The organism is Fictibacillus aquaticus, assembly GCF_002245695.1.
GTDB lineage: Bacteria > Bacillota > Bacilli > Bacillales > Fictibacillaceae > Fictibacillus > Fictibacillus aquaticus.
Window position 1 is genome coordinate 567,744 of the sequence record NZ_NOII01000001.1, and the last position, 24,189, is coordinate 591,932.

24 protein-coding genes and 1 riboswitch are annotated in these 24,189 nt (G+C 44.2%); of the genes, 2 read left to right on the forward strand and 22 right to left on the reverse strand.

Annotated elements, in window-relative coordinates:
• Positions 1-12: 12 nt before the first annotated feature.
• Entirely contained in the window at positions 13-3,579 is a 3,567-nt protein-coding gene (gene smc, locus CGZ90_RS02990; RefSeq protein ID WP_094250843.1) for a chromosome segregation protein SMC, read from the reverse strand.
• A gap of 117 nt (positions 3,580-3,696) precedes the next feature.
• On the opposite strand from smc, the gene CGZ90_RS02995 reads away from it, so the two are divergent.
• Positions 3,697-3,921, forward strand: a complete 225-nt coding sequence (locus CGZ90_RS02995; protein WP_094250844.1) for a DUF1128 domain-containing protein — start codon at positions 3,697-3,699, stop codon at positions 3,919-3,921.
• Between the two features lie 48 nt (positions 3,922-3,969).
• Here the strand turns inward: CGZ90_RS02995 and rnc are convergent, their stop codons facing one another.
• From rnc to CGZ90_RS03050, 11 genes are all read right to left on the reverse strand, one after another.
• The gene (rnc, locus tag CGZ90_RS03000) at positions 3,970-4,680 is read right to left on the reverse strand and encodes a ribonuclease III (protein WP_240515371.1); all 711 of its coding nucleotides are present in this window, start codon (positions 4,678-4,680) and stop codon (positions 3,970-3,972) included.
• Between the two features lie 257 nt (positions 4,681-4,937).
• The gene (gene acpP, locus CGZ90_RS03005; RefSeq protein WP_094250846.1) at positions 4,938-5,171 is read right to left on the reverse strand and encodes an acyl carrier protein; all 234 of its coding nucleotides are present in this window, start codon (positions 5,169-5,171) and stop codon (positions 4,938-4,940) included.
• 67 nt (positions 5,172-5,238) lie between these two features.
• Positions 5,239-5,979 (reverse strand): 3-oxoacyl-[acyl-carrier-protein] reductase, encoded by a 741-nt coding sequence (fabG, locus tag CGZ90_RS03010; protein ID WP_094250847.1) that lies wholly within the window; start codon positions 5,977-5,979, stop codon positions 5,239-5,241.
• Complete coding sequence (gene fabD, locus CGZ90_RS03015) at positions 5,972-6,922, reverse strand: ACP S-malonyltransferase (RefSeq protein ID WP_094250848.1); 951 nt, start codon at positions 6,920-6,922, stop codon at positions 5,972-5,974. The genes fabG and fabD overlap by 8 nt, the downstream gene beginning before the upstream one ends.
• Positions 6,923-6,924: 2 nt before the next feature.
• Entirely contained in the window at positions 6,925-7,929 is a 1,005-nt protein-coding gene (plsX, locus tag CGZ90_RS03020; RefSeq protein ID WP_094250849.1) for a phosphate acyltransferase PlsX, read from the reverse strand.
• Positions 7,930-7,953: 24 nt separating this feature from the next.
• Complete coding sequence (gene fapR, locus CGZ90_RS03025; RefSeq protein ID WP_094250850.1) at positions 7,954-8,502, reverse strand: transcription factor FapR; 549 nt, start codon at positions 8,500-8,502, stop codon at positions 7,954-7,956.
• Between the two features lie 116 nt (positions 8,503-8,618).
• Entirely contained in the window at positions 8,619-10,667 is a 2,049-nt protein-coding gene (recG, locus tag CGZ90_RS03030; RefSeq protein WP_094250851.1) for an ATP-dependent DNA helicase RecG, read from the reverse strand.
• Entirely contained in the window at positions 10,664-11,551 is an 888-nt protein-coding gene (gene sdaAA / locus CGZ90_RS03035; RefSeq protein ID WP_094250852.1) for an L-serine ammonia-lyase, iron-sulfur-dependent, subunit alpha, read from the reverse strand. The genes recG and sdaAA overlap by 4 nt, the downstream gene beginning before the upstream one ends.
• 14 nt (positions 11,552-11,565) lie before the next feature.
• Complete coding sequence (gene sdaAB, locus CGZ90_RS03040; protein WP_094250853.1) at positions 11,566-12,228, reverse strand: L-serine ammonia-lyase, iron-sulfur-dependent subunit beta; 663 nt, start codon at positions 12,226-12,228, stop codon at positions 11,566-11,568.
• 91 nt (positions 12,229-12,319) lie between these two features.
• Positions 12,320-13,993 (reverse strand): DAK2 domain-containing protein, encoded by a 1,674-nt coding sequence (locus CGZ90_RS03045; RefSeq protein WP_094250854.1) that lies wholly within the window; start codon positions 13,991-13,993, stop codon positions 12,320-12,322.
• Between the two features lie 16 nt (positions 13,994-14,009).
• Positions 14,010-14,372, reverse strand: coding sequence for an Asp23/Gls24 family envelope stress response protein (locus CGZ90_RS03050; protein ID WP_094250855.1), 363 nt, complete (start codon positions 14,370-14,372; stop codon positions 14,010-14,012).
• A 235-nt stretch (positions 14,373-14,607) separates the two neighbouring features.
• Between CGZ90_RS03050 and rpmB the strand changes: the two genes are divergently transcribed.
• The gene (gene rpmB / locus CGZ90_RS03055) at positions 14,608-14,796 is read left to right on the forward strand and encodes a 50S ribosomal protein L28 (RefSeq protein WP_094250856.1); all 189 of its coding nucleotides are present in this window, start codon (positions 14,608-14,610) and stop codon (positions 14,794-14,796) included.
• Positions 14,797-14,874: 78 nt separating this feature from the next.
• Here rpmB and spoVM read toward each other — a convergent pair whose 3' ends face one another.
• From spoVM to fmt, 10 genes are all read right to left on the reverse strand, one after another.
• The gene (spoVM, locus tag CGZ90_RS20330) at positions 14,875-14,955 is read right to left on the reverse strand and encodes a stage V sporulation protein SpoVM (RefSeq protein WP_106408307.1); all 81 of its coding nucleotides are present in this window, start codon (positions 14,953-14,955) and stop codon (positions 14,875-14,877) included.
• 104 nt (positions 14,956-15,059) lie between these two features.
• Positions 15,060-15,707 (reverse strand): thiamine diphosphokinase, encoded by a 648-nt coding sequence (locus tag CGZ90_RS03065; protein ID WP_094250858.1) that lies wholly within the window; start codon positions 15,705-15,707, stop codon positions 15,060-15,062.
• On the reverse strand, positions 15,697-16,269 hold the full coding sequence (gene thiT, locus CGZ90_RS03070) for an energy-coupled thiamine transporter ThiT (RefSeq protein WP_094250859.1): 573 nt from the start codon (positions 16,267-16,269) through the stop codon (positions 15,697-15,699). The genes CGZ90_RS03065 and thiT overlap by 11 nt, the downstream gene beginning before the upstream one ends.
• 80 nt (positions 16,270-16,349) lie before the next feature.
• A riboswitch (TPP riboswitch) is annotated at positions 16,350-16,457 on the reverse strand.
• Positions 16,458-16,477: 20 nt separating this feature from the next.
• A complete protein-coding gene (gene rpe, locus CGZ90_RS03075) occupies positions 16,478-17,125 on the reverse strand; it encodes a ribulose-phosphate 3-epimerase (protein ID WP_094250860.1) in 648 nt (215 codons plus the stop codon).
• Between the two features lie 4 nt (positions 17,126-17,129).
• On the reverse strand, positions 17,130-18,014 hold the full coding sequence (rsgA, locus tag CGZ90_RS03080) for a ribosome small subunit-dependent GTPase A (protein WP_094250861.1): 885 nt from the start codon (positions 18,012-18,014) through the stop codon (positions 17,130-17,132).
• Positions 18,015-18,016: 2 nt separating this feature from the next.
• Positions 18,017-20,017, reverse strand: coding sequence for a Stk1 family PASTA domain-containing Ser/Thr kinase (gene pknB, locus CGZ90_RS03085; RefSeq protein WP_165766748.1), 2,001 nt, complete (start codon positions 20,015-20,017; stop codon positions 18,017-18,019).
• Position 20,018: 1 nt separating this feature from the next.
• Complete coding sequence (locus tag CGZ90_RS03090) at positions 20,019-20,786, reverse strand: Stp1/IreP family PP2C-type Ser/Thr phosphatase (RefSeq protein ID WP_094250863.1); 768 nt, start codon at positions 20,784-20,786, stop codon at positions 20,019-20,021.
• Positions 20,787-20,791: 5 nt separating this feature from the next.
• Positions 20,792-21,877, reverse strand: a complete 1,086-nt coding sequence (rlmN, locus tag CGZ90_RS03095) for a dual-specificity RNA methyltransferase RlmN (RefSeq protein WP_094250864.1) — start codon at positions 21,875-21,877, stop codon at positions 20,792-20,794.
• Entirely contained in the window at positions 21,870-23,261 is a 1,392-nt protein-coding gene (gene rsmB / locus CGZ90_RS03100; RefSeq protein ID WP_094251766.1) for a 16S rRNA (cytosine(967)-C(5))-methyltransferase RsmB, read from the reverse strand. Before rsmB ends, rlmN begins: the two co-directional genes overlap by 8 nt.
• A complete protein-coding gene (gene fmt / locus CGZ90_RS03105) occupies positions 23,254-24,183 on the reverse strand; it encodes a methionyl-tRNA formyltransferase (protein ID WP_133063542.1) in 930 nt (309 codons plus the stop codon). The genes rsmB and fmt overlap by 8 nt, the downstream gene beginning before the upstream one ends.
• Positions 24,184-24,189: the final 6 nt, after the last annotated feature.

The window sequence follows — 24,189 nt, forward strand, 5'->3', positions numbered from 1 at the left end:
GTTATCCTCCTATCACGATGGGACGAGTTCTCTCGTTTCTTCCAGCTTTACTGAAACGAGTTTGGAAATGCCGGATTCCTGCATTGTCACTCCATACAGTACGTCTGCTTCTTCCATCGTACCTTTTCTGTGTGTTACTACAATAAACTGTGTTTCCTTGCTAAACAGCTTCAAGTAAGTTGCAAATCTGTTTACATTCGCATCATCAAGTGCAGCTTCTACTTCGTCGAGGATGCAGAATGGAACAGGTCTTACTTTTAGGATAGCAAACAGAAGGGCTATGGCAGTAAGTGCTCTCTCGCCTCCAGATAACAGAGCGAGATGCTGAAGCTTTTTGCCTGGTGGCTGGGCGAAGATATCCACTCCAGTCGCCAGCATATTTTCCGGCTGAGTCAGGACAAGATCTGCTTTACCGCCGCCGAACAGTTCGCTGAAAATGACGCCAAAATGAGACCGTATTTGTGTAAAAGATTCCTCAAATCGCTTTTTCATCTCTTCATCCATCTCAGAAATGACGCCGTACAGTGTTTCTTTCGCTTCATTCAGATCATCACGCTGAGAAGTCAGGAATTCAAAACGCTCCTTGACCCTGTCGTACTCCTCGATCGCCCCAAGATTCACGCTTCCCAATTCGGCGATTGACAGCTTAATTAGCTTTACTTTTTTCCGTGCTTCTTTTGCCGGAATCGTAAGAATATGCTGGCTCTTAGCTCCTTCGAACGAAAGACTGTACTCAGCACTTAGAATATTGAGCCTGTTTTCTAGCTCGACATCAAGACGGTTAAGACTGATTTCTTCTGTTTTCAAACCTTCACTCAGCTGCTTCAGCTGCCTTTTCGCCTCTTTCAAGCCGCTTTCATTTTCCTCTACAATCTGCAGTTTTTCCAATCGATCTTTGCGCCGTTCAGAAATAAGTGTTAATGAGCCATGCTTTTCATGGCGCTTTTGCTGAATCTGCTTTTCAAGATAGTCCTCGCCTGAAGAATTAGAGTTCATTTCTTCCTCCAGCATCCAAAAATCCTCTTCTGTTTCTTTCAGCTGTGCTTCATTATTTTTGCTCTCATCCTCAAGGCGGTCTACTTTTTCTAGCTGACTGAGCATTTGCTGTTCAAGCTCGGCACATTTTACTTTTAATGCTGTAACGGTCTCCTGTGTTTGAGCAAATGATGACTGCTGTTGTTTCTTCTGTTCGGAGAGCTCTTGAATTTGAACATCAAGCTCTTTCACTGCTTTTATGGATACAGCCAGTTCATTCTGTAAGAAGCGAAGCCTATCTTCGGCCCCTTTCTTCTCGGTGGCAAAAGATTCTTTTTCCCGGTCATAGAGCTTGAGCCTTTCATTGAGTGTTTTTTCCTCGAGCTCAATTTCTCTTAACCTGGATTTGCGTTCGTTTTCCTCAAAACGAAGCTGTTCCCCTTCTTCTCTAAGCATTTCAAGTTCTGATCGTGCTGATTCCAGCTCCGTTTTTTGCTTTTTAACTTTTTCTTCTGCACCGAACGTCTGTGATTCCATCACACTTAGCTTTTCAGTAAGCTCTTCCAACTCCCGCTGTCTTCCTAACAAAGAGTTGTTTTTCTGTTTGATGCTTCCCCCAGTCATTGAACCGCCGGGACTGACCACATCACCCTCTAAAGTGACGATTCTGTAACGGTAATGCACCAGCTTTGCGATCTCATTGGCACCTTGAAGGTTTTTCGCGATAATTACATTGCCGAGAAGGCTGGCAATAACCTTTTTATATTTGACGTCAAAGCTAACCAGATTGGCTGCTGTACCGACAAATGAAGATGAGCTTGCTGCATTCGTTTCATCAGCAGATGAAACGAAACGTTCTTTTATCACCGAAAGCGGCAGGAACGTGGCTCTTCCAAAACGGTGCTGCTTTAAATATTGGATCGCCTTCATTGCGCTTTGTTCATTGTCTGTCACAACGTGCTGCATCGATGCTCCAAGAGCCGTTTCGATGGCTGTTTCAAGATCTGCAGGGACATTGACAAGCTCCGCTACAGCTCCTTCTATGCCGCTAAGCTTCTTGTCCTTTGCTTTAAGAACTTCCTTGACACCCTGCATAAAACCGGCATAATCATCCTGCATCGATTCGAGCATTTCTTTCTTGGAACGATACTGCTGAATATATTGATATGCTTGATAAAGTTTCTGCTGGCTGGTGTCATACTCTTTTTCCCGCTTTGATATCAAAGATTTCAGTGTCTGAAAGGCTTCCATCTTTTCTTTAAGCTGCTCTTCAGATGACTGGCAATTCTTCAGCACCTCTGCTTTTTTGCTCACAACCTCTTCGCGCAATGTTGTAAACTGAGCATTTTCTTCATCAAGCCTGCCATTCTTATTTAACTGCAGCTTCAGCTGTTCTTCAAGATAACGCATTTCGTTCTTGACCGATGTCTGTTCGTTCAGCTTCTCAAAATAATCACTTTTAAGGCGCTCCATCTCTTCCTCAATGTTCTTTTCAGAGAAAACAAGCCTCTTTTGCTGAATTCTCAGTTCTTCCTGAGTTGCCAAGAGTATTTTCTTTCTCTCATCGAGCACTTGTCGTCCGCTTTCAATGCTGGTTCTCAAAGCATCCTGCTTGTTCTTATAGTCTTTGATCTGCTGAATCATCGCATTTTTGTTCTGGTCATAGTTCCGTTTGCGCTCTTTCAGTACTTCCCGTTTGCCTTCAAGCTTTTCAAGCGATTCACTTGCAGAGAGGAGCGCTTCTTGAATCTCGTTAATCGATTCGTCGAGCTGCTGCATCTCTGTTCGGGTTGCCTCAATTAAAGCTTCTCCTTCTTTTACAAAGGAGCTGGCAGATTTCTCTTTTTCCTTCAGTTCATCGACTAGTACTGACTGCTGTTCCCATTTGATGTGCAGCTCCTCGATTTCATGGACAAGCAGTGCAGTTTCGATTTCGGTGAGCTCTTCTTTCTTTTCAAGATAATCTTTCGCCATGCTCGCCTGAATTTTTAAAGGCTCTACCTGGTTTTCGAGCTCATGGAGGATGTCCTCCACCCGGTTAAGGTTATCTTGCGTTTCCGATAGCTTCTGTTCAGCCTTTTGTTTACGGGTTTTATATTTTAAGACGCCTGCTGCTTCTTCAAATATTTTTCTCCGCTCTTCTGGTTTGCTGCTTAAAATTTCTTCAATACGTCCTTGGCCGATAATAGAATAGGCTTCCCGACCAAGTCCAGAGTCCATAAACAGGTCAACGATATCCTTCAGCCTGCAAGGCTGCTTGTTAATTAAATACTCACTGTCACCTGAACGGTAAACTCTTCTTGTGACAGAAACTTCACTATATTCAAGCGGCAGATGCTGATCTTCGTTATCAAGCGTCAGTGTCACCTCTGCCACATTCAGCTGTTTTCTGCCGTCGCTTCCGGCAAAAATAATATCTTCCATCTTTGATCCGCGCAGTGATTTGGCGGACTGTTCGCCCAGCACCCACCTTACAGCATCAGAAATATTGCTCTTCCCGCTGCCGTTCGGACCAACCACTGCAGTTACACCGGGCACAAAATCCACTTGTATTTTATCCGCAAATGATTTGAATCCTGCTACGTCTAACCGTTTGAGGAACATTCAAAATCCCCCTTATGTATTTTAACCTTTTTATTCTATCACATTTCTTCTTATCGTAGGCACATCAGCTTCAGTATGCTAGAATGAATATAATTTCAGATGAAAGAGGTTTCCATCATGGACTTAACCGCAAAAAACGAAGAAAATTTAGATTATATGATTGAATCAATGAAAAAGAAGCTTCAGCTCGTCAACTCCGGCCTTATTCAAGGGTCCGACTATTCTCTTGACAAGTATGATGACATTAAAGAATTGTACGACATGGTGATGAAGATGAAATCTTTCAGCGTGCGCGATCTTGAAGGCATCGTATCTGAGCTCGGCAGCATGAAAACAAAGTAATCCATCATCAACAAAACAGCCTCTGCCAATATTGGCAGAGGCTGTTTTTTATGGCTTTTGCACGATTTTTTCAATTGCTTCCTGCGCGGCATGCTGTTCCGCCTCTTTTTTTGAACGGCCGTAACCAATCCCAAAAGACTGTTCGTTCAGCCTGACTTCAGAGACAAATTCACGGTTGTGGGCCGGGCCTTTTTCCTGGACGATGCGATAATCGATCTGGCCGAGGCCTTCTCTTTGTACATGTTCCTGAAGCTGGCTCTTGAAATCCATCACATGAGAAAAAGCACCTTCATTTATTTTAGGGACGACGTGGCTGTCTAGAAACTCACGTACTTTCTCTATACCCTGATCAAGGTAAAGAGCGCCGATAAATGCTTCAAAGACATCGGCTAGAAGAGCTGGACGTGTCCTGCCTCCAGTATTCTCTTCCCCTTTTCCAAGCAAAACAAAGTCACCAAAATGCAGCTCATTAGCAAACAATACAAGAGACGGCTCACAAACTATGGCCGCACGGAGCTTGGTCAGTTCGCCTTCGCTCATAGAAGGAAACTTAGTGAACAAGTACTGAGAAATCGTCAGTTCCAGTACTGCATCTCCTAAAAACTCCAGTCTCTCGTTATCCTCATGAGCTTTGCCGCGATGCTCATTCACATATGATGAATGGGTAAATGCCTGAGCCAAAAGCTTTGGATTGGAAAAAGAAATATTGATCCGTTCCTGCAGGGGGGCAACTTTCTGAACTCTGGTTTTATCATCCATTCCTTTTTTGGATGAGGGCTTAAAGCGGTTTCTATATCCTTTTTTATGCACGTTCATGTCTTCCTCCCAAAAGCTTTCAATGTTCCCCATTATTCATAAAGAAAACTTGGCTGACGCCAAGCCTTAAGTCAGCCTTAGTTGCACTTGCACTTTGTTCGTTAACTTTTTAACTGCGACGATTTTTCTTCAATGTTAAAAAGTATCCTAAAGTGGAATAAAGTCCCGTAAGGATACGGGACTTTTCAATAATCTTCTTGTTAGTTTTTGCTGTTTATGTAATTTACAACATCACCAACTGTTGCAATTTTTTCAGCATCTTCATCGGAAATCTCAAGTTCAAACTCATCCTCAAGCTCCATCACAAGTTCCACTACATCAAGAGAGTCAGCTCCAAGGTCCTCTTTAAAGGAAGCTTCAGGCTTAACTTCAGAAGCGTCAACACCTAAACGGTCAACGACAATCTTTGAAACTCTTTCTAAAACGTCTGCCATATGTGTCACCTCCTTTCATCATTATAATGGATAAGCCAGCAAAAAACCAGCGTACAATTAGGACATGCTACATGACCATTCCGCCGTCAACATGTAGCGTCTGCCCGGTAATATATCCGCTCTCATCACTGGCAAGAAAAGCAACTGCAGCAGCTACATCATCTGTCTGGCCGAAGCGCGAAAGCGGAATAACCTTCATCATTTCCTGCTTTACATTCTCTTCAAGCACTTCTGTCATTTCTGTCTCAATAAAACCAGGAGCAACAGCATTTGCAGTAATCCCGCGGCTTGACAGCTCTTTTGCCGTGGTTTTGGTGAGCCCGATTACGCCAGCTTTAGCTGCAACATAATTCGCTTGTCCAGGATTTCCTGAAACACCGACAATGGAAGCGATATTGATGATCCTCCCGCTGCGCTGCTTCATCATCTGCCGTGTCACTGCCTTCGTGCAGAGGAACACTCCTTTTAAGTTGGTGTTCATGACAGCATCCCAGTCTTCTTCCTTCATGCGCATCATCAGGTTATCCCTTGTGATTCCTGCATTATTCACCAGCACGTCAAGCGACCCGAACGTTTCGATCACCTGTTTGACCATGTTTGTTACAGATTCGCCGTTCGAAACATCAGCCTGTACCGCAAAAGCTTCCCCGCCGGCATTCTGAATCTCTTTAACGACCTCATTTGCCTTCGCTTCACTGCCTGAAAAATTGACTGCTACCTTTGCTCCCTTTTGCGCAAGATAGAGGGCGATCGAACGTCCGATTCCTCTTGAAGCTCCTGTTACAAGAACACTTTTTCCATTAAGCATGCTCTTTCTCTCCTTTCAGTTTTTCCACGGCTGCTGCAAGAGAAGCTGGGTCTGAAACAGCAATAACGTTCGCCCGCCTGTTTACCTTTTTAACGAGTCCGCTTAGCACTTTTCCAGGCCCCGCTTCAACAAAAGTATCCACACCAAGCTCCATCAGTTCTCTGATCGTCTCTTCCCAGCGTACAGGTGAATACAGCTGTTCAACGAGAAGACTCTTGATCTGCTCTTTATTTGTCACCGGTTTTGCCGTCACGTTGGCGATCACCTCAGCTGATGCATCTGCAATTGAAATCTTATTTAAAGTCTGTTGCAGTTTTTCTGCAGCAGGCTTCATCAGTACAGAATGGAAAGGTCCGCTCACCTGAAGAGGAATGACCTTCGCTCCTTGTTCCTTCGCAGCGTGCGATGCCTGCTCAACACCTTCCGTGCTGCCGGAAATAACAATCTGCCCCGGACAGTTCAAGTTCGCGACCTGTACCGGTTTCCCATCTGCAGTCACAGCTGATGTGATCTGCTCAAGAGCTTGCTGCTCCATTCCAAGTATGGCTGCCATTGTACCGAGCCCAGCCGGAACTGCTTCTTCCATATACTTCCCGCGCTGGCGGACACAATAGACAGCATCTTCAAAGGACAGGCTTTCAGCAGCTACAAGAGCTGAATATTCGCCTAAACTGTGCCCGGCTGCATAATCGAATGAAACCCCGTGCTGCTTGAGCAAAGTAAAGACTGCTGTGCTGACTGTAAGAAGGGCAGGCTGTGTGTTCTCCGTTTTTCTCAATTCATCTTCAGGCCCGCTAAAGATTAGATCAGACAAAGGAAACTCTAGGACTTCATCCGCTTTCTGAAACACGTCTGCAGCTGCACTGAACTCTTCTGCCAGTTCTTTTCCCATTCCTGGAAACTGGGAGCCTTGTCCCGGAAACAAAAATGCGGTTTTCCCCATAATTAACCCTCCTGATTTTGTTCGTTATATGACTTGATTTTTTCGAGCATGGTCGGCATAGCTTTCTTTTCAAGCATGTTTACTGTCTGTCTTACAGCATTGAACAATGCTGTTGCATCAGATGAACCGTGCGCCTTAATGACCGGAGCGTTCAATCCAAACAGAGCAGCTCCGCCATATTCGCTGTAGTCAAGCTTGTCTTTAATGCCTTTAAGCTTCGGTTTTAACACCGCAGCAGCAAGTTTTGAAGCTGTGCTTGATGTAAGGGCTTGTTTCAGCATTGTGAACACCATCAGCGCTGTACCTTCAATTGACTTTAAGACAAGGTTCCCGGCAAATCCGTCACACACGACCACATCAGCCGCTCCATCAAGCAAGTCTCTAGCTTCTACGTTACCAATAAAATTAACCGGTGCGTCAGAAAGAAGTTCAAAGGCAGCCTTGGACAATGCGTTTCCTTTTTCATCTTCAGTCCCGACGTTGAGCAAACCTACTCGAGGGTTGTCAACTCCCCGAACTTCTGAAGCATAAATAGAGCCGATGATACCATATTGCAAAAGATGCTCCGGCTTCGCGTCCATATTCGCACCGACATCTAAGAACAAGAACCCTTTTCCGTCTAATGTAGGCAGCGTTGGAGCGAGCGCCGGACGGTCGATGCCCTTCATCCTTCCTACTACGAAAAGCCCGCTCGCCATCAATGCCCCGGTATTGCCGGCTGATATACAGGCATCTGCACGGCCTTCTTTTACTTCTTTAGCAGCAAGCACCATCGAAGCATTCTTTTTTTGACGGACAGCTTTTACGGGTTCATCGCTGCTCGAAATCACTTCTTCTGTATGGATAACAGAAATTCTGTCATTTTCAGTTAAATAGTTTTTGATCTTCTGCTCATCACCTGTCAGTGTGATGCTAAGCCCAGGATACTGTTCAATAGCAAGCATCGCACCTTTAACGATCTGCTCAGGTGCGTTGTCGCCTCCCATGGCGTCTATCGCGATTCTCATGGATGATAACTTCCTTTCAGATTTTCAAGAACGGTACATTAAAAATTTACCGCTGAATACCATTTCTTTATCTACATAGCTGGAAACTTCAACGACAGTCCGCTCTGTTCCTCTTTTTGAAACTTTCGCTTTTGCTACAACCCTCTCGCCTGCTTTAACCTGGCGTATAAAACGAATATCCGCCGAAGCTGTAAGTGCCAATTCATCGTCTATAATCGCTACAGCAAGAGAATTTGCCTGTGCGAATAGATGATGTCCTCTTGCGATGCTGGTCCTTGAAAAAACATGCTCACCTTTAATATCAAGAATCGATATAGCGGATTCATCTAGCTGCAGATCAATAATTTCGCCGATCACTTCTTCGATCGGAAGAGCTCTGACATCATCGAGTCTAGTCTGTGCGACCGTTTTTATTCTTTCCCGCAATTCAGGAATGGACAATTCCAGCCGGTCAAGTCTTATTGTCTGAACGCTGACATGATACTTTTCCGCGAGATCTTCATCTGTTATAAACGGAGTTTCTTTTATCGTTTCTACAAGCAGAGCTTGTCTTTCCTTTTTGCTTTTTTTCATTAGACACCGTCCTAAACACTGCCTTGCTGCGTTCATTATTTATGTAAAACGCAAAAACTAAGAGCAGGTACTAATAGCAGTATATAATACCAGCGTTCTGCTTTCAATAACTTTGGCTAATCCAGCCGGTCATTTTGAAAAACACCCGCAGCTTCGAGATGAACCCTTAACGGAGTGTATTGGTCTTCTTTCCAGAAATATTCCGAGAAAACAAGCTCTGCTGCGTCTTTGCGGGCTGTCTCAAGCACTCTGTAGTCATGAACGAGATCAGCCGTTTTAAAATCAGGCAATCCGCTTTGTTTTGATCCGAAAAAATCCCCCGGTCCTCGAAGCTGCAAATCTTTTTCGGACAGTTCAAAACCGTTGGCGGTCTCCGTCATAATCGTCATCCGTTCCTGTCCTTCTTCGGATTTCGGATCGGCGATTAAGATACAGTATGACTGCTCTGATCCCCTTCCGACACGGCCTCTTAATTGATGAAGCTGCGAGAGCCCAAACCGGTCGGCATCGTAAATAATCATCACGGTCGCGTTCGGGACGTTCACGCCGACTTCCACCACCGTAGTAGAGACTAGTATCTGGCTTTCATTTTCGGCGAACTGCCTCATGACCTGCTCTTTTTCAGATGGATGCAGCCTTCCGTGCATAAGCCCGACTGAGGCGTTCTCTCCAAAATACATGGAAAGCTGCGCATGGACATCGATCGCGTTTTGTACATCAATTTTCTCAGATTCTTCTATTAATGGACAGATCACATATGCCTGTCGCCCTTTTTTGAGTTCTTTTCTGACAAACTCTAATATCCGGCTCAGCATATCATGTTTCGCCCAATGTGTTTTTATCGTTTTTCTTCCTGCAGGCATCACATCGATCGTAGAAACATCCATGTCTCCAAATGCCGAGATTGCAAGAGTACGCGGGATCGGTGTTGCCGTCATAAACAATACGTCAGGAAAAGATCCTTTCTCTCTGAGCACCCTTCTCTGATTAACACCGAATCGATGCTGCTCATCTGTTATGACTAACCCAAGGTCTTTGAAGTTCACCTCATCCTGTATGAGAGCATGAGTGCCGATCATCACGGAAATCTCTCCCTCAGACAGACTTTGCAGAATTTCTTTTCTCTTCTTTCCTTTTACAGAGCTGGTAAGCAATTCAGTCCTGATCCCAAAAGGAGCGAACATCTTCTCTAAAGATTGAAAGTGCTGTTCAGCTAAAATTTCGGTAGGGACCATCAGTGCACCTTGTTTCCCTGCTGTAACAGCTGCATAGAGGGCCACTGCACCGACTGCCGTTTTGCCTGAGCCTACATCTCCCTGCAGGAGCCTGTTCATCCTATAGGGTGACTGTAAATCTTTTAAAATCTCGCCGACAACTCTTGCCTGCGCCTCTGTCAGTGTAAACGGCAGCGAGGAAATGAAAGCTTGTGTTTTTTCCTTTGACAGGTTCAAAGATTTCCCTTGCGACATCTCTCTGTTTATCTTTTTAAACAGCTGCATCTTTAGCTGGAAAAGCAGGAGCTCTTCGTAAACAAGAGTTCTCCGCGCCATTTTTAGTACATCAAATGATGAGGGAAAGTGCATACGGTAAAGCGCTTCGCCTCTTTTCATCAGCTTGTAGCGCATTGACAGGCTTTCGGGCAGCACTTCAGGAATCAATTGGCCGTACTGTTGGAATGCCTGCTGTATCATCTTTCGCAAAGATTTCATATAAATTTCGCCTCTTAGAGGGTACACTGGTTCGATTGATTGATCACTCTGATAAGGTCCGAAGTGTATATCTGAAGCGTTTAACGTCATTTTATGTTTATCCCATTTACCTTTTAGGGTAACTGTCTGACCTGGTGTAATCTGATTTTTAAGAAATGCTCTATTAAAAAAGACAGCCGTGATCAAAAACTTTTCCCCGACAAGCACACGAACCGACAGTCTTGATTTTTTTCTCGGAAAATGACGCAGAGAAGGCTCAGAATGAACCTTCCCTTCAATAGTTGCTTTTTCATCATGTTCAATTTCAGGCAGGCTTTTCAGCTTGTTGTCGTCATACCTGAACGGCAAGTATTCAAGCAGATCGCCAACTGTCAGAATCCCTAAGCTTTCAAGATCGCTCTTCTTGGATTCGCCTATTCCTTGGACATTTGTAACAGGTTCAATTAATATGCTCACTTCTCACTGAGCGGCACACCAAAAATTTTGGCCTCTAGCTCTCTGCCCGTAGGTGTGGCCGCTAACCCTCCCTGTGCAGTTTCTTTCAAAGCGACCGGCATCGTCTGTCCGATCTTGTACATGGCTTCGATCACTTCGTCACACGGTATGCGGCTCACGATTCCGGCTAGCGCCATGTCGGCAGCAACTAGTGCATTGCTCGCTCCCATGGCGTTTCTTTTGACACACGGAACTTCCACAAGTCCTGCTACAGGATCACATACAAGTCCAAGCATATTTTTCAGCGCAATGGCGAATGCTTGCGCACATTGTGATGGAGTTCCGCCGGCAAGTTCAACGATGGCTGCAGCAGCCATCGCAGTAGCGCTTCCCACTTCAGCCTGGCAGCCTCCTGCCGCGCCAGAAATTGATGCATTATTCGCTACAACAAAACCAAAAGCCCCTGAAGTGAACAAGTAGGCGACCATCTGCTCTCTAGTCGGGTTCAATTTTTCTTTTATTGCAAAAAGGGTGCCAGGAACAACTCCGGCTGAACCTGCAGTAGGCGTTGCGCAGATCGTTCCCATAGCTGCGTTCACCTCGTTTGTTGCGATCGCCTTGCTTACAGCATCAAGCATAAACTCTCCGCTGAAAGACTTGCCGCTTTTCAAATAAGTCTGCAGCAGTTTGGCATCTCCGCCCGTAAGACCAGAATGCGACCTGACGTCTTCTGTTATCCCCCGGAGCACAGCATCCTCCATCACCTGCAAGTTGCGGTCCATCTGAGAAATAATCTGTTCTTTTGTTTTCCCTGTAAACTCTATCTCCTGCTCGATCATGATATCCGATATTTTACAGCCTCTTGATTCGGCTAGTTCAACTAATTCAGCAGCATTTCGAAACATTTTCAGCACCCCCGTTAATCATGCACTTTGACAACCTGCAATACGATCGGCAGAGATTCGATCTCCTGCATGATGCCTTCTTCTATATTCTGATCTACTTCGATAACCATCAGTGCTTCTTTGCCCTTTTCTTTGCGGCTGACTTCCATCTGGCCAATATTGATGGAATGCTTTGCCAATATGTTCGTCACTCCGGCAATCGCACCGAATTTATCATTGTGAACGATTAAAAGAGCAGGGTGGTTCCCGCTCAGTCTGAGCTTGAATCCATTCAGCTCTGTTATTTCGATCTTCCCGCCGCCGATTGAAATGCCAGTCAGCTCCATCTCGCCTTTTTCGTCTCCAAGGACAATTCTAGCTGTATTTGGATGGTCTGTAATCGCGTCTTCTTCGCTCATCGTGATCTTGATGCCAGCTTCATCTGCCAGTGTAAGCGCATTCACTATTCGAGTATCGAATGTGTCGAAGTCTAGTATTCCCCCGGCAATCGCGACGTCTGTTCCATGCCCTTTGTATGTTTTGGCAAATGAACCATAAAAGTAAACACGGGCATAATCCGGCTTTCTGCCAAACAGGTGCCTGGCTACTCGGCCGATTCTTGCTGCTCCTGCTGTATGCGAGCTTGAAGGGCCGATCATCACCGGACCAATGATATCAAACACACTTTTATATTTCATTCATTGACCTCATTTCTAATGTAGATGAACATAAAAATATTCCCTCTTAACCATATCACAAGCATGATTAAGAGAGAATATTTTTCGCTCCTTATTCGACTGAAAGGATGTACGAATAAATAGGCTGGTTTCCTGCGTGCACTTCAACTTCTGCATCCGGATATGATGATTCGATGAAGTCAGACAGCTCTTCTGCTTCTTGGTCTGAAGTATCTTCACCCGTAATGATCGTGACGATTTCAGAATCCTCATCAAGCATCTCTTTCAGCAGCTGTTTCGCTGCTTCTTGCTTGCCAGTAATAGAGGCTACAATCTTGCCTTCATAGATGCCCATATAGTCGTCTTTTTTAATCTCGACACCATCAATAGAAGTATCTCTTACAGCAAAAGTAACCTGTCCGGATTTTACTGATTTAATAGCTTCGGTCATCTTCTGTTCATTCTCTTCAATAGAAGAAGACGGGTTGAACGCCAAGATAGACGCAATGCCCTGCGGAACAGTCTTCGTACGGATGACACGGACTTCCATGTCAACAACGCTCGCTGCCTGTTCAGCCGCCATAATGATATTGCTGTTATTCGGAAGGATAAACACTTTTTCAGCATTCACCTCAGAAATAGCTCTTACAATATCCTCAGTGCTCGGATTCATTGTCTGTCCGCCTTGGATGACTGCAGCACCCATTGATGTGAACATATCTTCAATCCCTGAACCCATCGCGACTGTAACGATGCCAAATTCCTTCTTCTCGCCAGCAGGCTTTGAAGCATATTGAGGAACAACATTATCCTCGCTTTCAAGGATAGCTGTATGCTGCTCTCTCATGTTCTCGATCTTAATGTTGATCAAGCTTCCGAACCTTTGAGCAAGCGATAGCATATCACCTGGCTTTTCTGTATGGATGTGTACTTTGACAACATCCTCATCAGCTACAACAAGAAGGGAGTCGCCATGCTCACTCAGTTCATTCCTGAACGTAATTTCATCGAACGATGATTTGTTTAATTTGTCGTCTTCGAATTTCACCATAAACTCAGTGCAATAGCCGAAAACGATATCTTCCGTTTTCATATGCATCTGGGCTTTATGGTGTTCTGCATTAACCATATCATTCATCTTGGAGCCAGCAGCCGTTTTAGGAAGCTCTCTTCCTTCAAGGACAGCCAGGAATCCTTCATACACTGTTACAAGGCCTTGTCCGCCAGAGTCTACTACTCCGACTTCCTTTAAGACAGGAAGCAGGTCCGGTGTACGATTTAAAGATGCATAGGCTTCTGCTAGGACGTCCTTCATCACTGTTATGATGTCGTCGTTCTTTTTAGCCGATTTAACAGCCATTTTTCCAGAATCCTTAGCTACCGTTAATATCGTACCTTCCACAGGCTTCATAACAGCTTTATAAGCTGTTTCAACTCCGCCTTCGAAAGCCTTAGCGAAATCGGCCGCATTTAATGTCGCTTTTCCTTCAACCGCCTTTGAAAAGCCTCTGAAGATCTGGGACAAAATAACACCGGAGTTTCCGCGCGCGCCCATCAGCAAGCCTTTAGCAAATGAAGATGCTACATTACCTACATGATTGTCTTTGTTTTTTTCCACTTCCTTAGCTCCGGAAGTGATCGTTAAATTCATGTTTGTTCCTGTATCTCCATCTGGAACAGGAAATACATTAAGGGCGTCAACCATTGCTGCATTTCTGGATAAGTTCGCTGCTCCCTCAAGCACCATCTGTGCGAACTTTTTACCGTCTAATACCTTTAAAGACACAAACCTTTCCTCCTAACTAAGGGGTGGTTACCCTTACACCTTGAACATAGATGTTGACAGAATCTACTGATAACCCCAGCATCTGATCAAGTGTGTACTTTACTTTATTTTGGACATTGTGGGCCACTTCAGAAATTTTCGTGCCGTAGCTGACGATGATGTACATATCAATATGTACTTCATCTTCCTCTTGGCGTACGACGATTCCACGGGAAAAGTTCTCACGTCCAAGAAGTTCAGAAAGTCCGTCTTTAAGCTGTTTTCTAGACGCCATTCCGACGATGCCGTAACAGTCGATCGCAGCGCCGCCAGCGATTGTCGCGATAACTTCGTTTGAAATATCAATCTGACCATAAGTTGTTTTCATTTCAATGGACATGCTTAAATCCCCCTTTTAATTTATATGGCTACCAAACATTTTACTATACTTTACCTTTATTTAAAAGGACTAGTCCATTTCACACCAGCTGCGAAAGCTTTGTCAAGCAAATTTACTTGAAATGTTTTATTTCTATTGTTGCAAACCTTTGTGACTCATGCTAATATAAGTTAGTATTTAACATACGACTGAATTGATTCATAGCTTTTTGCTGTAACGAAGGAGGTACATCACTATGGCACGTAAATGTTTCATTACTGGAAAAGCACCGAAGACAGGAAATAAACGCTCTCACGCGATGAACAAAGCGAAGAAAAGCTGGGGCGTAAACGTTCAAAAGGTCCGCATCCTTGTGGATGGAAAGCCTAAGCGAGTTTACGTATCTGCCCGCGCACTTAAGTCCGGGAAGGTAGAGCGCGTTTAATAAAAAACATCGGCACTTGTGCCGATGTTTTTTTATATCCCAAAACATAAAAAAACGCCGCTGAGGCGTTTTTTTACTTCACCCTTTTTTCATCGAACCTAGTATTGCCCTGACGAATCCCCCTAAAAACTTAGGCAGTTTAATGGTATAGAATTTCATCTTACCCCTCCTCCAGGCCCGCACATTATAATGAAAGACACTCATAATTACTATATTCCCCGTTATAATTTTGGTACCAGGGCCTGTAAACCTGTGATTCCGGGTTAATCACGGCTCTTTACCATCATTAATATGCCGGCATTAAAGGAATAAGTACCATTTTTCTCTGCGAGCTCATTCGAAATACAACGAGAAGATCCAGCATGCAATACTGCGGATGACAGCGGGTATTTAAATCCTTCAAGAGTGAGTCCTTCTACTTTTTCACTGTAAGAAAGAAAAGATACGTAGCAAGCCCCTTCTAGTTCTTTCCTAGTTAATGTGTATGTGCCTGGAAAGAAAAGTTCGATTTCGTTCTGTCTGTCTTTTAAAACGGTCTTCACGCCATATTCTGCGCCTTTGAGAAGCATCTGCACATTGATGAGCGAGTGATCTAATCTTCCTCCGGTCGCGCCGATAATTGTAATTAATGACGGCTTCTGCCGGACAGCCCAGTCGAGAGCGAGCTCCAGATCGGTTTCGTTCTTTTCTTCTTCATATTCAAAGACGACAGTCTTTTTTTTCATGAACGTCTTTTTTTCTTCCACTGTTACCGAATCAAAGTCACCAAAAGCATAATCAGGGGTTATACCTCTTTTCACCAGCGAAAATACGCCTCTGTCTGCTCCGCAATAAATAGTATTTTTTGTTCCCCCTAAATCCGGCCAATACTCTTCCGGCCCTCCTGCCGCGATCAGAATCTTATGCTGCATGATCCGCTTTTAAACGCTCTGTATGAATAAGTTTTGGCGAAGTATTGGTGATAAACAAAGCTGTAGCAGTCGTGATCAAAAAGATGGGAAGCATATAAGATCCATTATAAAAAATTGAGTAAACCCATGGATTCATGCCCTCTGGCGCATAGCTTGCAAAAAAGACAGCACCGGACAGCACATGGGCGGCAAACCGGACCGTACAGCCGAGAAGGATGCCTGCAACAAGAAAAGCTGTACGTTTAGATTTCTTTTCTTTTGATGAAACAGCAAATATACCAGCAAGCCCTGCAGCCATAAAAGCAATCGGATAATCAAGCAGTATCGATAATGGATGGACAGCAGAAAAATTAAACATCAGCTGAAGCAGCCCGACAGCGAGTCCTGTCAGCAATCCTCCTGCAAGCCCCCTCCGGAAAGCCATAAAGAAAATCGGCACCATTTCAAGACTCACCGATCCGCCATTCGGCCAGAACCCGTTGAATTTAATTAAACCAAGGATGAGAGCAAGTGCACTCATCACTGCTGTTTCTGTCAGCAGAACTAAAGATTTTTTTTTCATAACATTCTCTCCTTCCGTTTGTGTGTGGAGAAAATAAAAAGCAGCCATCATGTGAAAGAAGGCTGCTCTGCGCAATTAACAAAGTCATCTCTCCACATTCCTACGCAGGCATGATCCTGCTTCAGGTTCAAAGGGTCGGGAGCATACTCCCCTCTCAGCCTTTTATGAAGACTCCCCCTGTGGCACTATTTATTTTTTCCTGATTCTATTATACACCACGAATGGATGTGATAGCATCCTTCAGGTCTTTTTTTCCATAAATTGCTGAACCAGCGACCAGTACGTCCGCGCCTGCTTCCCTGCATAAAGCAGCAGTTTCAGCGTTGACCCCTCCGTCAACCTCGATTTCAATCGAAAGTCCCATTTCATCAGCCATCTGCCTGATTTCACGGATTTTTTGAAGCATACCATGGATAAAAGCCTGTCCTCCGAATCCTGGATTGACCGTCATAACTAGAACAAGGTCAACATTTTCTATCACGTGGCGAATGCTTTCAGCTGATGTCGCTGGATTTAGAACGACTCCAGCCTTTACACCCTGTTCTTTAATGTATCCTATTGTCCTATGAAGGTGGGTGCACGCTTCAGCATGAACAGAGATAATGTCGGCTCCTGCTTTTGCAAACTCCCCGATATACTGATCTGGGTTCTCGATCATGAGATGAACATCCAGCGGAAGGTCTGTCACGGGACGGATTGCTTTAACCGCCAGCGCTCCGAATGTAATGTTTGGGACAAAATGCCCGTCCATTACATCAACATGAATGTAATCCGCTCCTGCTTTTTCAACAGCCTTAACGTCATCTGCAAGATGAGCGAAATTTGCTGAAAGTATGGATGGCGCAACTTTAATCATCGTATTAATATCTCCTTTTTTGATCTTTGATTTCCTGCAGGAAGCTCACATAATGATCATAGCGTTCTTGGTCAATTTCTGCTGCCGCCAGTGCTTCCTTAACAGCACATTTTGGCTCAGACGTATGCGAGCAGCCTCTAAACTTGCAGCCGTCGAGTCTTCTCTCCATCTCAGGAAACAGGTTTGAAAGGGTTTCCTGGCCGATTCCGTTAAAATCTAAAGAGCTGAATCCAGGAGTATCCGCAACGAGTCCTTCTCCGAACGGTATGAGCTCTACATGCCTGGTCGTATGCTTACCGCGTCCAAGGTGGCTTGAAATTTCGTTTGTTTCAAGCTTAAGCTCAGGATTGATCAGATTAAGAAGAGAGGATTTGCCGACTCCTGACTGTCCGGCAAACACCGTCACTTTATCTTTGAAGAGTTCATGGAAATGAGTAAGATCTGCCTCCGTTTTAGTAGATGTCGGAATAACCTCATATCCGATATTTCTATAGAGGGAGATATAGTCTTCGATTTTAAGTCTTTCTTTTTCACTGCTTATAAGGTCCATTTTTGAAACTACGATAACAGGATGAATATAATTGTGTTCTATATGAACAAGAAAACGGTCAAGCAGTACAGGAGCAAATGCAGGTTCGACAGCTGAGAAAACAAGCAGTGCCTGATCGATATTAGCAATAGGCGGTCGGACGAGCTCATTCTTTCTTTCGAAGATATCAAGAATATAGCCGTCTGTCGGACTGGACGATTCAAACTCAACCCAGTCGCCTACGAGCGGGGAAATTTTTCTTTTGCGGAAATTCCCCCTTCCTCTGCATTGAAATACGTTTCCTTCATAGCTGACATAATAAAATCCGGCTAACGCTTTGACGATCCTTCCTTCAGGCATGATCAGTCACCTTGTTCCTTCCTACCATCCACATCATTATAATCATACGTTTTTGTCGTTTCCTCCTTGCCGTTTATATACAGCGTATAAGAAGCGGTTCCATCTTTCGCGACAGTCATCGGTATTTCATAGTCTTTCGTATCTGTGATCAATTCTTCAGCAAACACCTTGCCGCTTGAATTCATGTCACTGTATACAATTTTGACTGCTACAGGATCTTTTTTGTTTTTCTTTGGAATCCTGACTGTCAGTTTGGCTTTAAACTGTTTTGATTCCAGTTCATCTGGCTGTGAACCGGTTTCATCTTCTTTCTCTTCTTCCTCTTCTTTAGCTGGATCTGGTCCATCTGACAGCTTTACTGTAATGCTGTCTCCTTTTTCAAGTTCTGTATAAGGCGATGGATCCTGAGAAATTACTTTCCCTTTTTCGACTGTATCAGAATATTCAGTCTCATATATCGCATTGAGGCCAGCATCTTTTGCGAAATTATCCACTTCTTCCTTCGTAAGACCTATCAAATTATCCATCGTTATCACTTCTGGCCCTGAACTTACTCTGATTATGACCTGCACTTCTGAAGGGATAACATCTTCTCCTGCTTCTGGCTTCTGCGAAATGACTGATCCCTCTGGTTCCGTATCGGATACTTCATAAATTATTTCTCTGTTAATATAACCTTTGCTTTCGAGAATATTTTCAGCTTCTCCGATGTTTAACCCTGTTATATCAGCCATTTTGCTTTCTTCCAGCCCTTTGGATACGGTGAGAACAATCTTGCTTCCTTCTTTTACTTTTGTTCCTGGAACCGGATTCTGTCTGATTACTTTACCATCTTCCACTTCAGGGTCATGTTGTTCTTTTCTGGTGACTTCGAGACCTAGAGCCGTCAGCTTATCGAGCGCATCTTCATACTCTTGGCTTTCTACATCAGGAACCGCGACCTCTTCTACATAAAACAAAGCCGGCAGCACCGTAAATGCCGCAGCTGCAGCTCCCCCGCCCAAAACGAGCAGGAGAAGCAGGATAAGCCACCATTTGCGTTTTTTCTTTTCAGGAAGCTTCTCGTCCTTCTTTTTATCAGGTTTTGTTTCAGGAAGATTTTTATTAGCGATGACTGGATCCATCATTTTTGTCTTTTCTTCTTCATTTTCCTGAAAGGCTGTCCATTTTTTTTCATTAAGCCTTTCGGGCGACAAAGCAGCCGCTACATCATCGAGCAGTTCATGAGCTGTATCATAACGGAAAATCGGGTTTTTTGATAAGCACCTCATTATGATGTTTTCTACGCTCTGCGGAATGTCCGGATTAAGCTTTCTAGGTTCGATAACTTGATCCTGAAGATGTTTCAATGCTACTGAAACCGGTGACTCTCCTGTAAACGGCACTCTTCCTGTCATCATTTCATACAAAACGACACCAAGCGAATAAATATCAGATTTCCCTGTTGCTAATCCGCCCCGTGCCTGTTCAGGAGAAAAATAGTGAACCGAGCCAAGTACTGAATTTGTATGTGTAATCGTCGCACTAGTAATGGCAAGAGCGATCCCGAAGTCGGTCACTTTAGCCGTTCCGTGGCTGTTAAGCAAAATATTGTGGGGCTTGATGTCCCTGTGAATGATGCCATGATCATGAGCGACGGCCATACCAGAGGCGATCTGTTTAATAATATCTATAGATTGTTCCACAGATAATCTGCCGTGTTCTTTTATGTATTGCTTTAATGTCTTTCCTTGAACATATTCCATGACAATAAAATAAATATTGTCTTCTTCTCCAACATCAAAAATGCTGACGATGTTCGGATGGTCAAGGCTAGTTGCTGCTTCAGCTTCTCTTTTAAACCGGCGGATGAATTCTTCATCGTCCGAGAACTCTGTCCTTAAAATTTTGACCGCAACATCTCGGTCCAAAATAAGGTCGACAGCTCTGTAGACGATAGCCATCCCTCCATCACCAATAACTTCAAGCAGCTTATAACGGCCGCTGATTCGTTTGCCTATCATGTTATGCTTCCCCTTCATGCACTTGAGGAATTTCTGCATTCATCACTAATGCTACCGTAATATTGTCATCTCCTCCATTACGGTTTGCTTCTTTAATGAATTCAAGCGCTGTTTCGCCGAGCGGAACATCTTTATTCCGCAAAATATGTTCTATTTTGTTTTTGTTCACTTTGTCTGACAGCCCATCTGAGCAAAGCATGAGTATATCTCCGCTTTTCCACTCAATGATTGAGAGTTCAGGCTCTACATCATAATCAGTACCTACCGCTTTCAAGATCACATTTTTCCTTGGGTGAATTTGTGCTTCATCTTCCGTTATTTGTCCCGATTTTACTAATTCATTTACAAGTGTATCGTCTTCAGTCACCTTGCTGAAATTTTCTCCGCTCAGGAGATAGCACCTTGAATCACCAATGTTGCCTACAACTACAACAAAGGCATCTCCTAACGCAGCTACAATAGTTGTTCCCATGCCTTTCATCGCATCGTTGCCGCTGGCAATGGTGTACACATGCTTATTGACCTCAGTGATTGTGTTGTGAAGCCATTCTTTACGGTTCTCTACACTTGCTAAAACTTCTTCAGGGATCGAGTTCCATTTTTCGGTAAAATATTTGATCGCCTGCTGGCTGGCAACTTCTCCAGCATTATGTCCTCCCATGCCATCTGCAATGATGGCAAGAAAGTGCTCACTTTTTGTGAACACTCCCCCGCTGTCTTCATTATGGTGCCGAACCAAACCCGTATCACTTTGAAATGCGGTTTTCAACGAAGTCACCTCGTCTCTTCTTTACGTTCCTTTGCACGGAGCTGGCCGCAGGCTGCATCGATATCGTGGCCTTGCTCACGCCTGATCGTGGCATTAATGCCTCGTTTTTTCAGCGTTTCCCAAAATTTAAAGATTTGATTTTTAGATGTCCTTACATAATCACGTTCTGGTACATAGTTGACCGGAATCAGGTTCACGTGGCATTTGATCGGCTTGATCAGTGCTGCCAGTTCCTCTGCGTGCTCTACCTGGTCGTTTACACCGCCAAAGAGGCCGTATTCAAAAGTAACTCGGCGTCCCGTTTTTTTGATGTAATATTGGATTGAATCCATCAGCTCGTTAAGTGGATACATGCGGTTAACCGGCATAAGCTTGCTCCTGATCTCGGTATTTGGCGCATGAAGTGAGATCGCAAAATTGATTTGAAGTCCTTCATCGGCAAATTTGTAGATATATGGCACGATTCCGCTTGTAGAGATCGTGATATGACGCGCGCCAATATTGAGTCCTGCCTCATGGTTGATGATTTTAAGGAAGGACAAAAGCCCTTCATAGTTATCAAAAGGTTCACCGATACCCATAACTACAACCGAAGATACACGTTCTTCTGTTTCATCAAGCGCTTTTTGCACTTGAAGAACCTGCGCCACAATTTCCCCTGCCAGCAGGTTTCTTTTAAGCCCTCCGAGTGTGGATGCGCAGAATGTGCAGCCTAATCGGCAGCCCACCTGTGTAGTCACACATATGCTGTTGCCATATTCATGACGCATCAAAACCGTTTCTATAGAGTATCCGTCTTGAAGTTCAAACAGAAACTTTATCGTTCCATCCGATGATTCCTGCCGGATTACTTCTTTCATTGGCTGAATATGAAAATCCTGATCCAATTTTTCACGCAATCCTTTAGGAAGATTGGTCATTTCCTCAAATGATGTGGCTCTTTTTTGGTACAGCCACTCAAAAATTTGTTTCGCTCTGAATTTAGGTTCTTTTATCTCTGCCAGCCATCCTTCAAATTCATGAAGCTCTAATGAATAGATTGAAGGCTTTATGTTTGGTTTGGCCTGTTTTTCTGATAAAGGTTTAAGCATCTGTCTCACCGCCTGCTGTCTGTTTTTTTGTTTTCCTAAATGCTGCAATAAAAAATCCGTCACTGTTGAAGTAATGCGGCAGAATCTGCAGCTGTGATTCGTTGTCCGCAATATATGCCTGTACCGTTTCCGGCATTTTATCTTTAAATGTTGGATCATATTGAAGATCGGAAAATTCTTTTAAAATCCATGAAGCCATTTCTTCGTTTTCTTCCTTATCTATCGTGCATGTGCTGTAAACGAAAACGCCGCCATCTTTCAGCAAAGGAACTAAGCTGGCCACGATTTCTTTCTGTATAGATGAAAGGCGTGCAGCATCACTCTCGCTTTTTGTCCACTTCATATCAGGTTTTTTTCGGATCACCCCATACCCGCTGCATGGAACATCTGCGAGTATGCGATCAAAGTATTCTTCACTATACTTCTCTCTCGCTTTTCTAGCATCTAGCGCCTCTGCATGTATGTTGTGAAGTCCTAATCTTTCTGCCTGTTCCTTAATAAGCTTAATCTTATGAGGATGAAGGTCGAGAGCTGTAATATCGCCTTGATTGTTCATCTGTTCGGCCAAATGTGTTGTTTTTCCTCCTGGAGCAGCACATGCATCAAGGATTTGTTCCCCGGGTTCTGGCGCGAGCGCTCTTGCTACTAACATAGAACTTTCATCCTGAATAGTCAGCAAGCCATCTTTATAAGCACTTGATCCTGGCAAAAACCCTTTTTCGGCCATGATGCTGTCTTCTGACAATTCGCCTTTTACAGCTGTTATTCCTTCTGCTTCTAGTGCAGCAATCGCTTCATCCCGAGAGCACTTCAGGACATTCACTCTTGCCGTTACAGGAGCAGGACTAAGATTAGACTCTGCCATTAGAGCGGCTGTTTCTGCTCCGTATTGGCTGCTCCATTTTTCAATCATCCATTCAGGGGTACTGAAATGAAGGGCAAGACGCTTGGTTTCATCCTCAATGCTCTCCGTACTGCGGACACCTTCGCGCTGAATGCTGCGCAAAACCCCGTTAACAAGTCCGCCAATTCCACTATGGCCTTTCATTTTAGCGATAGTGACACTTTCATTAATAATAGCGTGATCAGGTACTCTGTCCATGTATAAAAACTGGAAAACAGACATTCTAAGAAGCACCCGAATCCAGTTGTCTTTTTTCTTCAGTTCTTTTTTCAGAAAAGGATCGATGTAAAAATCTAATGTGTTCTTGCGCTGGACGGTTCCATAGACTAGGTTAGTTAACAGCCCCTTGTCTCTTTCATCCATTCCTGACTTCTGCAGTTCCTGATGGATGAGCAGGTTGCTGTATGCCTGATTTTGTTCAATCTTAAGCAATATCTCAAAAGCGAGCTGTCTCACTGTTTTCTTTTTCGTTTTATTCACCAAGTTTCATGCCTTCCTTCAGTTCGGCGCCTTTTAAATAATCACGTGACTGCATTCTTTTCTTGCCGGCAGGCTGCAATTCTGTCACAAAAATTGAAGTATTGCTGCCTGTTGCCACACAAAATCCATCTTGCTCGATGGAAGTGACTGTGCCAGGAAGAGCTGACTCTTTCGTTTCCCTTTTTTCTCCCCACCATATTTTCATCACTTTGCCGTTGAGTGTAGTATAAGCCACAGGCCACGGATGCAGGCCGCGGATTTGATTATAGATAACGTTCCCGTCTTGATTCCATTCGATTTTCTCTTGCTCTCTTGTAATGTTCCAAGCGTATGTTACCTTAGCATCATCCTGAGGTATTCCTTTAAGGCTGCCTTCAGAGAGCTGAGGGATTGTCTTGGATAAAAGCTCTGCACCTGCTGCACTGAGCTTATCGTGCAATGATCCGGTATGATCATGCTCCTCGATTTCCACTTCTGTCTGAGTGAGTATATCACCCGCGTCGAGCTTTTCAACCATATACATGATCGTAATACCCGTTTTCTTCTTTCCATCGAGAATGCTTTTGTGTATCGGTGCGCCGCCGCGGTATTCCGGAAGCAGGGAGGCATGAACGTTAATGCATCCAAGACGCGGAGCATCAAGAACGGCTTTCGGCAAAATCTGTCCGTAAGCTGCCGTTACGATCAAGTCTGGCTTTAATGCAAGAATATTTTCATAATCCTCTTTCAGCTTAACTGGCTGATAGACTTCGATTCCATGTTTCAGCGCCTCTTCTTTGACAGGAGTGGGCTTTATTTCCCTTTTTCTTCCTACCGGTTTATCTGGCTGCGTAACAACGCCAGCTATCTCATAACCGTCTTCTGCCAGTCTGCGGAGCACAGGCACCGAGAAATCTGGTGTTCCCATAAAAACAATCTTCATAACATC

Bases quoted from the DNA above. Each gene is read 5' to 3' on its own strand.
- CGZ90_RS03065 (WP_094250858.1), bottom strand. From the start codon at position 15,707: ATGCAGCATAAGATTCTGATCGCGGCAGGAGGGCCGGAAGAGTATTGG.
- sdaAB (WP_094250853.1), bottom strand. From the start codon at position 12,228: ATGAAATATAAAAGTGTGTTTGATATCATTGGTCCGGTGATGATCGGC.
- fabD (WP_094250848.1), bottom strand. From the start codon at position 6,922: ATGGGGAAAACCGCATTTTTGTTTCCGGGACAAGGCTCCCAGTTTCCA.
- sdaAA (WP_094250852.1), bottom strand. From the start codon at position 11,551: ATGTTTCGAAATGCTGCTGAATTAGTTGAACTAGCCGAATCAAGAGGC.
- fabG (WP_094250847.1), bottom strand. From the start codon at position 5,979: ATGCTTAATGGAAAAAGTGTTCTTGTAACAGGAGCTTCAAGAGGAATC.
- smc (WP_094250843.1), bottom strand. From the start codon at position 3,579: ATGTTCCTCAAACGGTTAGACGTAGCAGGATTCAAATCATTTGCGGAT.
- rsgA (WP_094250861.1), bottom strand. From the start codon at position 18,014: ATGCCTGAAGGAAGGATCGTCAAAGCGTTAGCCGGATTTTATTATGTC.
- acpP (WP_094250846.1), bottom strand. From the start codon at position 5,171: ATGGCAGACGTTTTAGAAAGAGTTTCAAAGATTGTCGTTGACCGTTTA.
- rpmB (WP_094250856.1), top strand. From the start codon at position 14,608: ATGGCACGTAAATGTTTCATTACTGGAAAAGCACCGAAGACAGGAAAT.
- fapR (WP_094250850.1), bottom strand. From the start codon at position 8,502: ATGAAAAAAAGCAAAAAGGAAAGACAAGCTCTGCTTGTAGAAACGATA.
- spoVM (WP_106408307.1), bottom strand. From the start codon at position 14,955: ATGAAATTCTATACCATTAAACTGCCTAAGTTTTTAGGGGGATTCGTC.
- rpe (WP_094250860.1), bottom strand. From the start codon at position 17,125: ATGATTAAAGTTGCGCCATCCATACTTTCAGCAAATTTCGCTCATCTT.
- rnc (WP_240515371.1), bottom strand. From the start codon at position 4,680: ATGGATGATAAAACCAGAGTTCAGAAAGTTGCCCCCCTGCAGGAACGG.
- rlmN (WP_094250864.1), bottom strand. From the start codon at position 21,877: ATGCTTAAACCTTTATCAGAAAAACAGGCCAAACCAAACATAAAGCCT.
- plsX (WP_094250849.1), bottom strand. From the start codon at position 7,929: ATGAGAATCGCGATAGACGCCATGGGAGGCGACAACGCACCTGAGCAG.
- pknB (WP_165766748.1), bottom strand. From the start codon at position 20,017: ATGATAGGCAAACGAATCAGCGGCCGTTATAAGCTGCTTGAAGTTATT.
- thiT (WP_094250859.1), bottom strand. From the start codon at position 16,269: ATGAAAAAAAAATCTTTAGTTCTGCTGACAGAAACAGCAGTGATGAGT.
- CGZ90_RS03050 (WP_094250855.1), bottom strand. From the start codon at position 14,372: ATGTCCATTGAAATGAAAACAACTTATGGTCAGATTGATATTTCAAAC.
- fmt (WP_133063542.1), bottom strand. From the start codon at position 24,183: ATGAAGATTGTTTTTATGGGAACACCAGATTTCTCGGTGCCTGTGCTC.
- CGZ90_RS02995 (WP_094250844.1), top strand. From the start codon at position 3,697: ATGGACTTAACCGCAAAAAACGAAGAAAATTTAGATTATATGATTGAA.